The sequence below is a fragment of the Thalassotalea agariperforans genome (genome assembly GCF_053470345.1).
This window is the reverse complement of sequence record NZ_JBQMWH010000005.1, coordinates 127,732-139,637: the sequence shown is the minus strand read 5'-3', so window position 1 is coordinate 139,637 and position 11,906 is coordinate 127,732. Positions and strand designations below refer to the sequence as shown.

The following is an 11,906-nucleotide window of genomic DNA, read 5'->3' as shown; positions in this document are numbered from 1 at the left end:
TTTACTTTGTCGAACATTTTAATGGTAGCTGCTGAAAACGACGCACTACCTAAAGGAAAAGTAGGCGGAATAGGGGATGTCATTCGTGACATCCCTAAATATTTAGCTTTATCCAACCAACAAGTTTCAGTAATAACCCCAGGTTATTTATATCAATCAACCTTTCACTATGCTGAGCATTTATTTGATTTTGATGTAATATTTGCAGGACAAAAAGAAAAAATTCAGCTGTTTAAACTACATCTTGATGGCACCTCCGGCGTCAGTCAGTTTGTCCTTGAGCATGAATTATTTGCTAATGCCGGCATTGGCAATATTTATTGTGACGATGGAGCTGATCGACCTTTTGCTAGTGATGCCACTAAATTCGCGTTGTTTTCAACAGCTGTATGTGAGTTATTAAAGCAGCATTGGCATAGTTATTACGATGTTATTCATTTGCATGATTGGCATAGCGCGTTTATTGCTTTACACCGAGCTTTAAACCCTGAATTTAAGATCTTACAAAAAATGCGCTGTGTTTATACTGTGCATAATTTAGCGTTACAAGGCACAAGACCTTTTGCGGATGACCCATCTTCATTTCAAGCTTGGTTTCCTAACTTAAACGTTGAGCAAAGCTTAATTGTAGATCCGCAATATAGTAATTGTATTAATCCTGCTAGAGCCGGTATTAATCTTTCGGATGCCGTGCATGTGGTCTCGCCAACTTATGCAACGGAAGTTGTGAAACCGTCAAATGAAGCGCTAGGTTTTATCGGTGGTGAAGGATTAGAGTGTGATTTACAGCGAATTGCCGGTGAGAAAAAGTTATTTGGTATTTTAAATGGTTGTCAATACGACATTAAACTACCCAAAAAACAAAGTATGCCGAAATTCATTTCACAAATGAAAGATGTGTTGATGCAGTGGATGGCAAAACATGCGCAAGTAACTTCGGCGCATTTAATTGCTTTTGAACGTTTAACACGATGGCAAACTGAGAAAAATTCAACCGGTCCTTTAGTGACGAGTGTTGGCCGTTTAACGTTACAAAAAGTTGCTTTGTTAATGGAACATGACCAGCAGCAACTGGCACTTGCCTCAGTATTAGATATTATTAAAGAGTGCAAAGGGCGGCTTATTATTTTAGGCTCAGGCGACCCAGTGCTAGAGCAAAAAATGACCGCGCTAATGGCCGAATATGATCATTTTGTTTTCTTAAATGGTTATAACGATGCCTTATCGCAAGCTATTTATGTTCAAGGCGATTTATTTTTAATGCCAAGTTCGTTTGAACCTTGTGGTATTAGCCAAATGTTAGCAATGCGAGCAGGACAACCTTGTCTAGTGCATGAAATCGGCGGCTTAAAAGATACAGTACAGCATGGTAAAACGGGATTTTGTTTCTCAGGTGTGAATAAAACCGAGCAAATATCATCGTTAAAAATTGAACTGACCCAGGCGTTATCTTTGTTCGCAAAAGATCAAAAAGCATGGCAAGCACTTTGTGATAGTGCCAAACAACAACGCTTTACGTGGGAAAATAGTATTCAGGACTATTTAACATTGTTGTATTAATGCCAACTACTTTTAAGTATTTGTATGAAACCCAAGGTGATATTTTTATAGCTTTGGGTGCTCATATTTCCCAATAAATTTAATTTTTAAGACTAATTGTTATTGATTGATTTTAATGAATATATTATGGTGTTTTGTTGGAGATAGTGTCATTTTTATAAAATAGAACAAAGAGTTAATTAAGGTAAAGGTATTATGCTGGCAGAACATGTATCAACATCAGATGAGTACTTTGAATTACTTCCAGGAAAAATATTAGATATTCAAATTAATCATCCGGTTACTATTCGCCAAAAAGCGATGCTAGTAGGTTATGAACTAGGGAAATACCTTATCTTAAAGTACCCTAAAGTCGTGCGTTCGAGTGATTACAAAGATGTATTGGTTGAAGGTAATGTTATTATCGTACGTTATCTCTTAGAGGGCAGTGCTGGAAAATGTTATGCCTTTCGTTCAACTATCAAACATATTGTTCAGTTTCCTGAAAAACTTATTTTTATTGCTTACCCTGAAACCCTTGAAAACAGAGAACTAAGAAGACAGCGTCGGCAAGTAACTCATATACCTGCTTCTATTAGCTTATTAGCTAAAGACGGTAATACGACGGAGTCAAAAATTAAGGGGATTATTAGTGATATAAATGCTAAAGGTTGTGGTTTTTCATTTAAAGTTGATAACGATAAAGTGAGAGTAAACACCTGTGAGGTTATTGTCAGTATTCATAACCCAGTCACTGGGGAAGAAAGAATACCTGCAAAAGTCTGTAATAGTAGAAATCAAAATGGCAGGGTTAGTGTTGGTATTCAATTTATTGATGCCGAATCGCAAGTGCTAACTTTATTAGAACACTTGCAGATCGAGCCTAATTTATAATATTTATCGGCCTTGTGACTTCATAAAGTCTAAGGCTTTGCTAATGGCAATTTTAACATTATTTTCCATTTCAAAGCGTTCAGAAGCCGGAAGGTAAAAGGCCATATCAACTTCATGTCGGATATATCGTGACGGTAGTTGGTTTAATACCACGCAAGTTAAATCGGCTATATAATCACTGTCATGTTTTTCATCTAATTTCATTAACGAAAAATGTTGTACGACTAATTTTTCATAATAGTTATGGATATCGTCTGAAATTCTCATCAATTTACTCTCTTTTATTACGTTTAAGTAAGACCAACTTGATTAAGTTGTTTCACCTTTAGCGTAAATATAACGCTAACTTAACCAAAACTAAATGGTGATGAATTTAATCAATTTGATATAAGCTAACTTGTCGCTGTGTAGGTGTCAATTAGCAATAGTATCTTATTGATAATAGCTAATATTTATAACTTTAGTAGGATTAACTTAATTGCGATTTTTCACTAAGCTCTATTTCGCGTTCAACTTTTGATATTGCTTGTCGGCAACGGCCTAAACGTTGATGAATAACGAGCGCTTCTTCAGTGTATTTAGCTTGATTTTTTCCTGTGGCGAGGCTATTTTTTTCGTGCAACATATCCAACAACCTTCTTTCAAACTCTTGGTATTCAGAGAGTTTTTTATAAAGCTCATGACTAGATAACATGAGTTTTTTAGCCATATTGCGATATTTTATTTTTTTTAACTGGCTTTGTTGAATTTCTGCTGCGTTATGGATCACAGTGTTGGAAGATATCGCATTGTATAAAGCATTAAGTTGTTGTTCTATTGTTAAGAGCAGGGCATGCGAAAAATCATTTTTCTTTTTCTTGAGAAGATAATCTAGCTCATTAATATTTTTTTCTACTTCAATTAAATAAGGAAAAAATTTATCACTTTGGGTTCGAAATAAGTTGATCGAAAATATTGAATTATTTTCTATCATCCGGTGCGCTTTATTTGACTCGTTTAAATTATCTATATCGTTAGCTGTTTTTTTTAGTGAGTTAAGTAAATCAGTGAGTTTATTAATTGCAGCGAAAGACATAAGTGTTTTCAAAAATAAGAAGTAGCTAGAAGGTAAATTTACCTTATTTTGGTGGTAAATGGCGAGTTTATTATTTTCAGCGCAATTTATTTAAAGTGAATTTTTGTGTTTACAACGCCATTTAGTTCTGCATGCGGTTGTTTTTTGAGCTAACACACCGAGTTTTAACTTATTTAGCTGAAAATAATTGACTTACTACGAATCAATTAGTAAAACAACACACGGTAAATTTTCTGTGAATGGAAGATTGTTACAAATGTTTTCTTGAAAAATTTATCTCACTTAAATTGATTAATTTATTTAGTTATCGAATTAAGGGTGGTAAGTTTAGATAGTAAATATGTTTAATTTGTTTATTTAACGACAAATTAGGCTATCTTTTTAATATCCTCAGTTGACAGTTTGACTGTCGTTTGGGAATATTGGCTAGTTTTATTCTTGCACAATAAAAACTATAGCAGAGTCGAATACTGCGTTAACAAAATTTTTTGTTATTAAATTAAAGACAATTGGTTGGGAACTATGTCCAAATTAAGTAAAAAAAGCCTTATCGCAACGACGATAGCGGGCGTATTTGCATTATCAGTTAGTAACATTGCTGCTGCTGATGCTCTTAAAGATCTACAAGCTGCAGAAGCTACTACTTTCAAAGCATCTGTTAAATCTCAAAACAAAATCAACTCTATTTATGAGCAAACGCAAGATTTACTTGCGCAATATCGTAATGTCGTTGATGAAGCTGATGTACTTAAAGGCTATAACGATCATGTTCAACGCATGGTTGATGACCAAAAAGCTAATATCGCTTCTTTAGAACGTCAAATTGCTGGTATTGATAAAGTGAAGCAAGGTGTTGTTCCTTTAATGTATAAAATGATCGATACATTAGAAACCTTTGTGAAGCTTGATGTTCCAGTTAACCTTGAAGCGCGTTTAGAGCGTATCGAAGGTTTACGTGAAGTAATGACCAATTCAAATGTAACAACTTCTGAGCAATTCCGTTTAGTACTTGAAGCATATGAAATTGAAGCAGGTTACGGCACAATTTTCGATTCGTACCAAGGTGAACTTGATTTAGGTGATCGTAAGCTTACTGTTGACTTCGTTCATATGGGCCGTATTGCATTAGTTGCTCAGTCTTTAGACTTCAAAAATGCATGGGTTTGGAATAACGAAACTCGCAACTGGGATGCTTTAGGTGACGAATACTTGAAGTCTATTACAGATACAATCCGTATGGCGCGTAAGCAATTACCAATGGATTTAACTAAATTACCAGTATTCGCAGCAGGAGCAAAATAATGAAAAAAGTACTTAATTTTGTTTTACTTGCTGCTTCAATGTCAGCAGGTTTTTCAGCCGTTTCAAATGCTAATCAGTTAGATGATTTACTTAAGCAAGTTAAAGAAAATCGTATCTCAGAAGCTAAGTTAGATAAAAAACGTGAAGCTGAGTTCTTATCTGCTCGTGCTGATAAACAAGCTTTATTAAACAAAGCAGAAAAAGAGTTAAAAGCTCAACAAGACAGAAATACACGTTTAACTAAAGAATATGCTGCCAACGAAATTACGTTAGCGCAGAAAGAAACTGAGTTAGACAACGCAAAAGGTACATTAGGTGAAATGTTCGGTGTTACTCGAGCTGCAGCTGCTGATGCCTATGGTGCAATTTCTACTTCTATCGTAAGTGCTCAGTTCCCAGGTCGTGGTGAAGCTGTAGAGCGTATTGCTAATTCGAAAGAATTACCAGACTTACCTGCTTTAGAAGAGTTATGGTTTGCATTACAAAACGAAATGACAGAATCAGGTAAAGTTTCTCAGTTCTCTGCTGAAGTAACTAAATTAGATGGTTCTAAGTCAACAGAAACAATCACACGTATTGGTACTTTTAACTTAGTATCTGACAGTGGTTACTTAAACTACAATGATGAAGTTGAGCAAATTCAACCTTTAGCTAAGCAACCAGCAGGTTACATCGCTGAAACAGCGCCAGCTTTCTTCAACACATCATCTGGTTATGCTCCGGTATACTTAGATCCTTCACGTGGTGCTATCTTAGCATTAGAAACACGTAAGAAGACTCTTGAAGAATTCTACCATCAAGGTGGCACAGTTGGTTACGCAATCACTGTATTACTTATCTTAGGTTTCTTAATCGCCTTAGAACGTTTTGTTGTTCTTGGTGCATTAAGCGCTAAAATGAAAGCTCAAGCGAAAGATCTTTCTAACCCTAACACTAACAACCCACTTGGTCGTTTATTAAAAGTTTATCAAGACAACAAGACTGCTGATGCTGAAACATTAGAACTTAAACTTGATGAAGCTATTTTACGTGAAACACCAAAAGTTGATCGTGGTATTACTTTAATCAAAATGTTTGCTGCTATTGCCCCGTTAATGGGTCTATTAGGTACAGTAATCGGTATGATTTTAACGTTCCAAACAATTACATTGTTCGGTACAGGTGACCCGAAAATTATGGCGGGTAACATCTCTCTAGCGTTAGTTACAACAGCGTTAGGTTTAATCGCGGCATTACCTCTAATCTTAGTACACAGTATTGTTGCTGGTAAGAGTAAATCTGTGCTTCATAAATTAGACGAGCAAAGCGCTGGTTTAATTGCTGCAATTGCAGAGAAGGAATCTAAATAATGTTATTCCTGATAGAGCTTATTGAATCTGTCAGGAGTTTTGTTGCGACAGGTGGCGATGTTTTATATTTTGTTGCCTTCGCGCTCTTATTGATGTGGATATTAATGATTGAAAGATATTGGTTCCTAGCGTCAGTTTATCCAAAAATGCGTGATAGCATTATTGGTGAATGGGATGCTAGAGAAGATACTACATCTTGGTATGCACACCGTATAAGAGATACATGGATCTCCGAAGCGACAGAAAAACTTGAGCAGAATATGCTTACTATTAGAACCATAGTGGCTATGTGTCCACTGATTGGTTTACTTGGTACGGTTACGGGTATGATTGGCGTTTTCGAAGTGATGGCGCAACAAGGTACTGGTAATCCGCGTCTAATGGCTTCTGGTATATCGATGGCAACAATTCCTACTATGGCAGGTATGGTTGCAGCGTTATCAGGCGTATTTTTCAGCTCGAGACTAGACGCAAAAGTTAAACTAGCAAAGGCTAAACTGGTTGACAGTTTACCTCATCACTAGAGAGATATTGTAATGGCACGTAAACGTATTCGTGAAGAAGAAGAAGCAGCAATTGATATGACTCCGATGCTTGACATCGTATTCATCATGTTGATTTTCTTTATCGTAACTACTTCTTTTGTTAAAGAAGCAGGTATTGAAGTTAATAAACCTAATGCAGCTAATCAGTCTAAACAAAAATCAGCAAACATCTTTGTTGCAGTTAAAGATACTGGTGAAATTTGGTTAGATAAGCGTAGAGTTGACATTGAACGTGTTGCAGCGAACATCGAAAAGCTACTTGCAGAGCAGCCTACTGACGTTGTAATTATTCAAGCTGACAAAGACGCTAAACATGGTGTTGTTGTTAAGGTAATGGATGCTATTAAAGAAGCAGGCATTGATCGTATTTCTATCGCAGCAGCTAAGGGTTAAAATATGGTTCGCTTTTTAGTATCTATTTTACTAGGGGCGGCAGTAACTTTTGCTTTATTTTCTTTTATGGCTTATCTAGTTTCTAGCGGTGACGCTAGACCAGATGAAGAATTAGAAAATATTATTGTTGAAGTAAATACAACGCCGCCAAAATCAGCAGCAGAGCAGCGTCGACGTGTACCGCCGCCGCCGCCTCCGCCGCCTAAAGCTCCGCCTAAGCCTCAAGCTCCTGAGCCAGAGGTAAGTAATGTGCAAGGTGGATTAACATTTAATTTACCTGGTGTACAACTTTCAGGTGCAAATACAGGTATTTCGGCTCCAGGCGCATTTGGTCGAGATGGTGATGCTACGCCTATCGTGCGTATTGAACCTAAATATCCAATATCAGCGGCTCGTGATGGTAAAGAAGGTTGGGTTAAACTTTCATTTAGTATCAATGAAATCGGTGGTGTTGAAGATGTTGAAGTTATTGAAGCTGAACCTAAACGTATTTTTGATAAAGAAGCCAAACGTGCGCTTCGTAAGTGGAAATACAAACCAAAAGTTGTTGATGGTAAGCCATTAAGACAAACAGGTTTAACAGTACAATTAGACTTTAAAATGGACGGAGGTCAATAATGTTTAAAAAATTATCAACCTCTATGGTTGCCGCTGTTGTAATTATGAGCAGTTCGTCGTTATCAGTTGTGCATGCAGCTGAAGCGGCAAATGCAGCTCCAGCACCTGCGCCGCTATGTCCAGGTTCTTTAATTGATGGTAAAAAACGTAAAACTCAATTAATGGGCCCGTCAGTAGGTAAAAAAGTACAAGCGGCATTTGACGCTTATACAGCTGATGATATCAATGGCGCTATTCAAATCTTATTAGATATTGATGTTGACGATGATGAGATCTTTGATAAAGCTACCCGAGCACGTTACTTAGCGGTAATGTACGCCCAAAAAGGTGATGCTTGGGATGAGTCGATGAAGTACTTAAAAGAGGCTATTGCCCCTAACGTACTTACTGAAGCTGATCATGGCGAATCATTAAAGTTATTAGCTGATTTGCAAATGCAAGAAAAGCAATATAAAGAAGCTGTTGCCAACTATTACAAGTGGATGGATTTCACCTGTAAAAATGACGGTAATACTTGGGTTAAAATATCACAAGCTTATTACGAGTTAAAACAACTCGATAAAATGATTGAGCCTGCTGATAATGCGATTAAGGCGATGAAAAAGCCTAGTCAAAACCCTTATATTCTTAAAGTAACGTCTTACTACGAACGTAAAAAATACAAAGAAGCAATTGATGTGCTTGAAACTGTTGTTCAGGTTTTCCCTGGCGAAAAACAGTGGTGGACTCAGTTAGGTATGTTTTACTTGTTAGTAGAAGATTATGCTAAATCATTAGCGACTTTAGAACTTGCTTATATTCAAGGTCATCTTGTAAAAGAGTCAGAAGTTAAAACACTTGTTCAGTTATATTCATCTAATCAAATGCCATACAAGGCAGCTGTATTACTTGAAAAACACATGAACGAAGGTTTAATAACACGTGATGATAAAAACCTTGAAACATTAGCAAATGCTTGGCATGCCGCTATGCATATTGCTGATGCCGCTAAGGTTTTTGGTGAAGTTGCAAAATTAACTAACGACGCTAAGCATTATCAAAAGCAAGGTGTTTTATTAGTTCAAGATGAGCAATTTAAGCCAGGTATTGCTGCCTTAACTAAAGCTTTAGATTTAGGTGTTAAAAGCCCAGGAAGACTTCATATGAGTATTGCTGAGTCACACTTTTATTTAGGTGAGTTCAAACAAGCTTATGCAGCTATCAAGAAAGCGATGGAATACCCTCAAACGCGTAAAACAGCTAAAAGCTGGGAAGGTTTCATAAAAGATACTGCCCAACGCAAAGGTAAAGCTATCTAACTTGATTTTATCTATTGTTAAAAAACCAGCTTATTGCTGGTTTTTTTATGCTTAAAATTTAGCTGAAAATAAGGACAAACAGGGACTATAAAATAACTTGTTATCCTAGGTGCAAGTTAGCTAATCGCTAATTCAGCGTGGGCAAGTTAAATGGCTTGAATATGCTTAATGATAGTTTCTTTATCAGATAAGGTCTTGATGGTATTAAATAGCTGCTCTGCTTCAGGATATTGTAATTTTAAATATTTTAACCACTGTTTAAGGCGGCTAGAAAAATAATATGAATGATTATTATGATCTAATAAGCTGTAACGGATCAGCAAGGTTTTTACTGTTGTAAAAGGCATTATTTTTTCATCATTTTTTATAACGTTAGCTAAATTTGGCATAGCTAAAGCGCCACGGCCTAACATCAATAAATTGGTATTTGTTTGTTGCATACATTGTATAGCACTACTTTTTGACCATATCTCACCATTCGCAATAATATCCATATCAGTATAACGGGGTAATTCGCCAATATAATGCCAATAAGCCGGAGGTTTATAGCCGTCTTTTTTAGTTCGCGCATGTATCGTTAACATATTTGCACCGGCTGATTTGACCGCGTCTACCACATCAAAAAACTTCTCTTTATCGTTAAATCCTAAGCGTATTTTGGCTGAAACAAGCTCCTCACTACCTACTGCCTGCTTAATATGATGTATTATTTGATAAATCAATTCAGGATCATCTAACAATACCGCACCACCTTTGCTTTTATTTACTGCTTTAGCAGGGCAACCAAAATTAACATCAACACCATGAGAGCCTAATTCAATCGCTCTAACTGCATTTTCAGCAAGCCAGAACGGCTCTTGGCCTAAGAGTTGAATTCTTAACGGGGTTTGGCTGAGGGTTCTAGCACCAGCGCTTAACTCAGGACATATTTTATTAAAGGTATGTTTCGGAACTAAAGCATCTACCACTCTAATAAATTCAGTAATGCATAAATCATAATTATTTATCGAAGTTAAGAGTTCACGCATGAGCGCATCAATAACTCCTTCCATTGGTGCAAGGATAAGCTTTTTTGCTTTTATGGTCATAAAGTTAGTACTAATCTAATAATTTGGGAAATGAGTGTAAAAAATAAAATTTTAATTATTGTGAAATTTATTTTTAATGGCTATGGTCTTAAATAGTGACTGTGCTTATATTAATGAAGCTTTTACAATTTTATAGGAAATAAATATGAATATACTAAAAAAATCAATTTCTGCGGTAATGTTTACTGTTTTATCATTGGCATTTTTACTAAGCATGCCAGCAAAAGCTGAGGTTAATCCTTTTGCCGATCAAAGTGTAATGCATTTTGCTAGTGACAGTGATTCAAAAGCTAAATGTGGTGAAGGCAAGTGTGGTGAAAGCAAAGCCAAAGCTAAATGTGGCGAAGGCAAGTGTGGTGAAAGCAAAGCCAAAGCTAAATGTGGCGAAGGCAAGTGCGGAGAAAGCAAAGCCAAAGCTAAATGTGGCGAAGGCAAGTGCGGTGAAAGCAAAGCCAAAGCTAAATGTGGCGAAGGCAAGTGTGGTGAAGGCAAAGCCAAAGCTAAATGTGGCGAAGGCAAGTGTGGCGAAGGTAAAAAATAAAACTTTCAATCTTGATAATAAAAAACCCGTTTCGACGGGTTTTTTTATGATCAATATATGAAATTATTGATCTACATCAAAATAGACTACCAAAAAGAGGATGTTTTAGGTATCATGCGCGCCTCTTATAAGTCGAATTAAGGTATTAAAATGTCAGAACAAGATAATTTTAAAGAACAAGCTTCTAAGCGCCATTTATTTTTAGCATTAACCGTTATGTTAGCTATGCCTTTATTACCTATGTTAATGGGTTGGTATACTTTCTTAGGTTAATATTTACATGAATATTTTATTGGTTGATGATAAAAAAACAGTACTGAGTTCTATTTCTGCTTTTCTCCAAGATGAAGGGCATGATGTAACGACCGCATTAAATGGTTTACAAGCTTTTGAACAAACGCATGTAAATGATTTTGATTTATTTATTATTGACCATTTAATGCCTGTGATGGACGGTATTCAATTAGCCAAAAGGTTAAAAAAACAAGACCAAACAGCTGATTTACCTATTCTTTTTATGTCTACACAAGATATAAAATCAATTGAACATTTGGCAGAAAACCAATTTGTTGATCATTTACTAAGCAAGCCGATTAATTTTGAGAAGCTTGCTGAGCTACTAAAAGGTTATGCCACTAAAAATAGTGTAAATCTTTCTCTATAAAAAAGATGTTATTTGATTTATCCTGTAGCTATATTTAGCTACAACTTATTAGAAATGAATCAAGATCTTACTCTCATTAAAAACGCCGTTCATACTATTCCAAACTATCCTATTGAAGGGATATTATTTCGTGATGTAATGGGCATTTTAGAAAATGCTCAGGCTTTTAAATTAACCATCGAATTACTTGCAAAAAAATACCAAGATCAAGGCTTTACTAAAATAGTAGGCACTGAAGCTCGTGGTTTTTTATTTGGCGCACCCCTTGCGCTCGCACTAGGTGTTGGCTTTGTTCCTGTTCGCAAACCAGGAAAATTACCAAGAGCGACTTATTCACAAGATTATCAGTTAGAGTATGGTCAAGACACATTAGAAATTCATCAAGATGCTTTATCTAAAGAAGATAAAGTACTCATTGTTGATGATTTATTAGCAACCGGTGGCACAATAGCAGCTACAACTAAACTCGTTAGACAGCTTGGTGCTGAAGCGACTGCCGCGGCCTTTGTTATTTCGTTACCGGATCTTGGTGGCGAAAAAGTATTGGCAGATGCCGGGCTAGATGTTTACTCACTACTCCAATTTGAAGGTGAATAATTA

The 11,906-nt window shown here is 36.2% G+C and carries 15 protein-coding genes; 12 read left to right on the top strand and 3 right to left on the bottom strand.

Annotated features, from left to right (window positions below; translation table 11 throughout):
- Nucleotides 1–6: 6 nt before the first annotated feature.
- A complete protein-coding gene (locus tag ACSLUO_RS09180) occupies nt 7–1,560 on the top strand; it encodes a glycogen synthase (protein ID WP_448248157.1) in 1,554 nt (517 codons plus the stop codon).
- A gap of 195 nt (nt 1,561–1,755) precedes the next feature.
- Nucleotides 1,756–2,433: a flagellar brake domain-containing protein gene (locus ACSLUO_RS09175; RefSeq protein WP_448248155.1), complete on the top strand. Its 678-nt coding sequence runs from the start codon at nt 1,756–1,758 to the stop codon at nt 2,431–2,433.
- Between the two features lie 3 nt (nt 2,434–2,436).
- Here ACSLUO_RS09175 and ACSLUO_RS09170 read toward each other — a convergent pair whose 3' ends face one another.
- Together ACSLUO_RS09170 and priC are read right to left on the bottom strand one after the other, a co-directional pair.
- The gene (locus ACSLUO_RS09170) at nt 2,437–2,700 is read right to left on the bottom strand and encodes a late competence development ComFB family protein (protein WP_448248154.1); all 264 of its coding nucleotides are present in this window, start codon (nt 2,698–2,700) and stop codon (nt 2,437–2,439) included.
- A gap of 202 nt (nt 2,701–2,902) precedes the next feature.
- Entirely contained in the window at nt 2,903–3,508 is a 606-nt protein-coding gene (gene priC / locus ACSLUO_RS09165; RefSeq protein WP_448248152.1) for a primosomal replication protein PriC, read from the bottom strand.
- Nucleotides 3,509–4,030: 522 nt separating this feature from the next.
- Here priC and ACSLUO_RS09160 point away from each other — a divergent pair.
- Genes ACSLUO_RS09160 through ACSLUO_RS09135 form a run of 6 tightly spaced genes read left to right on the top strand, consistent with a single transcriptional unit; the run spans nt 4,031 to nt 9,013 of the window.
- Nucleotides 4,031–4,810 (top strand): DUF3450 domain-containing protein, encoded by a 780-nt coding sequence (locus ACSLUO_RS09160; protein ID WP_448248151.1) that lies wholly within the window; start codon nt 4,031–4,033, stop codon nt 4,808–4,810.
- Nucleotides 4,810–6,159, top strand: a complete 1,350-nt coding sequence (locus tag ACSLUO_RS09155; RefSeq protein ID WP_448248149.1) for a MotA/TolQ/ExbB proton channel family protein — start codon at nt 4,810–4,812, stop codon at nt 6,157–6,159. The genes ACSLUO_RS09160 and ACSLUO_RS09155 overlap by 1 nt, the downstream gene beginning before the upstream one ends.
- Nucleotides 6,159–6,683, top strand: coding sequence for a MotA/TolQ/ExbB proton channel family protein (locus tag ACSLUO_RS09150; protein WP_448248148.1), 525 nt, complete (start codon nt 6,159–6,161; stop codon nt 6,681–6,683). Before ACSLUO_RS09155 ends, ACSLUO_RS09150 begins: the two co-directional genes overlap by 1 nt.
- A gap of 12 nt (nt 6,684–6,695) precedes the next feature.
- Complete coding sequence (locus tag ACSLUO_RS09145) at nt 6,696–7,097, top strand: ExbD/TolR family protein (RefSeq protein ID WP_448248146.1); 402 nt, start codon at nt 6,696–6,698, stop codon at nt 7,095–7,097.
- A gap of 3 nt (nt 7,098–7,100) precedes the next feature.
- Complete coding sequence (locus tag ACSLUO_RS09140) at nt 7,101–7,715, top strand: energy transducer TonB (RefSeq protein WP_448248145.1); 615 nt, start codon at nt 7,101–7,103, stop codon at nt 7,713–7,715.
- On the top strand, nt 7,715–9,013 hold the full coding sequence (locus ACSLUO_RS09135) for a tetratricopeptide repeat protein (RefSeq protein WP_448248144.1): 1,299 nt from the start codon (nt 7,715–7,717) through the stop codon (nt 9,011–9,013). The genes ACSLUO_RS09140 and ACSLUO_RS09135 overlap by 1 nt, the downstream gene beginning before the upstream one ends.
- 146 nt (nt 9,014–9,159) lie before the next feature.
- Here ACSLUO_RS09135 and ACSLUO_RS09130 read toward each other — a convergent pair whose 3' ends face one another.
- Entirely contained in the window at nt 9,160–10,101 is a 942-nt protein-coding gene (locus ACSLUO_RS09130; RefSeq protein WP_448248142.1) for a tRNA-dihydrouridine synthase, read from the bottom strand.
- 145 nt (nt 10,102–10,246) lie between these two features.
- Between ACSLUO_RS09130 and ACSLUO_RS09125 the strand changes: the two genes are divergently transcribed.
- From ACSLUO_RS09125 to apt, 4 genes are all read left to right on the top strand, one after another.
- A complete protein-coding gene (locus ACSLUO_RS09125) occupies nt 10,247–10,642 on the top strand; it encodes an HvfA family oxazolone/thioamide-modified RiPP metallophore (protein ID WP_448248141.1) in 396 nt (131 codons plus the stop codon).
- Between the two features lie 150 nt (nt 10,643–10,792).
- On the top strand, nt 10,793–10,915 hold the full coding sequence (locus ACSLUO_RS09120; RefSeq protein ID WP_448248139.1) for a hypothetical protein: 123 nt from the start codon (nt 10,793–10,795) through the stop codon (nt 10,913–10,915).
- A gap of 7 nt (nt 10,916–10,922) precedes the next feature.
- Nucleotides 10,923–11,306, top strand: a complete 384-nt coding sequence (locus ACSLUO_RS09115; RefSeq protein WP_448248137.1) for a response regulator — start codon at nt 10,923–10,925, stop codon at nt 11,304–11,306.
- Nucleotides 11,307–11,360: 54 nt separating this feature from the next.
- Nucleotides 11,361–11,903: an adenine phosphoribosyltransferase gene (gene apt / locus ACSLUO_RS09110; protein ID WP_448248360.1), complete on the top strand. Its 543-nt coding sequence runs from the start codon at nt 11,361–11,363 to the stop codon at nt 11,901–11,903.
- Nucleotides 11,904–11,906: the final 3 nt, after the last annotated feature.

Bases quoted from the DNA above. Each gene is read 5' to 3' on its own strand.
- ACSLUO_RS09160 (WP_448248151.1), top strand. From the start codon at position 4,031: ATGTCCAAATTAAGTAAAAAAAGCCTTATCGCAACGACGATAGCGGGC.
- ACSLUO_RS09135 (WP_448248144.1), top strand. From the start codon at position 7,715: ATGTTTAAAAAATTATCAACCTCTATGGTTGCCGCTGTTGTAATTATG.
- ACSLUO_RS09120 (WP_448248139.1), top strand. From the start codon at position 10,793: ATGTCAGAACAAGATAATTTTAAAGAACAAGCTTCTAAGCGCCATTTA.
- ACSLUO_RS09115 (WP_448248137.1), top strand. From the start codon at position 10,923: ATGAATATTTTATTGGTTGATGATAAAAAAACAGTACTGAGTTCTATT.
- ACSLUO_RS09125 (WP_448248141.1), top strand. From the start codon at position 10,247: ATGAATATACTAAAAAAATCAATTTCTGCGGTAATGTTTACTGTTTTA.
- ACSLUO_RS09155 (WP_448248149.1), top strand. From the start codon at position 4,810: ATGAAAAAAGTACTTAATTTTGTTTTACTTGCTGCTTCAATGTCAGCA.
- ACSLUO_RS09175 (WP_448248155.1), top strand. From the start codon at position 1,756: ATGCTGGCAGAACATGTATCAACATCAGATGAGTACTTTGAATTACTT.
- ACSLUO_RS09145 (WP_448248146.1), top strand. From the start codon at position 6,696: ATGGCACGTAAACGTATTCGTGAAGAAGAAGAAGCAGCAATTGATATG.
- ACSLUO_RS09130 (WP_448248142.1), bottom strand. From the start codon at position 10,101: ATGACCATAAAAGCAAAAAAGCTTATCCTTGCACCAATGGAAGGAGTT.
- priC (WP_448248152.1), bottom strand. From the start codon at position 3,508: ATGTCTTTCGCTGCAATTAATAAACTCACTGATTTACTTAACTCACTA.
- ACSLUO_RS09150 (WP_448248148.1), top strand. From the start codon at position 6,159: ATGTTATTCCTGATAGAGCTTATTGAATCTGTCAGGAGTTTTGTTGCG.
- ACSLUO_RS09140 (WP_448248145.1), top strand. From the start codon at position 7,101: ATGGTTCGCTTTTTAGTATCTATTTTACTAGGGGCGGCAGTAACTTTT.
- apt (WP_448248360.1), top strand. From the start codon at position 11,361: ATGAATCAAGATCTTACTCTCATTAAAAACGCCGTTCATACTATTCCA.
- ACSLUO_RS09170 (WP_448248154.1), bottom strand. From the start codon at position 2,700: ATGAGAATTTCAGACGATATCCATAACTATTATGAAAAATTAGTCGTA.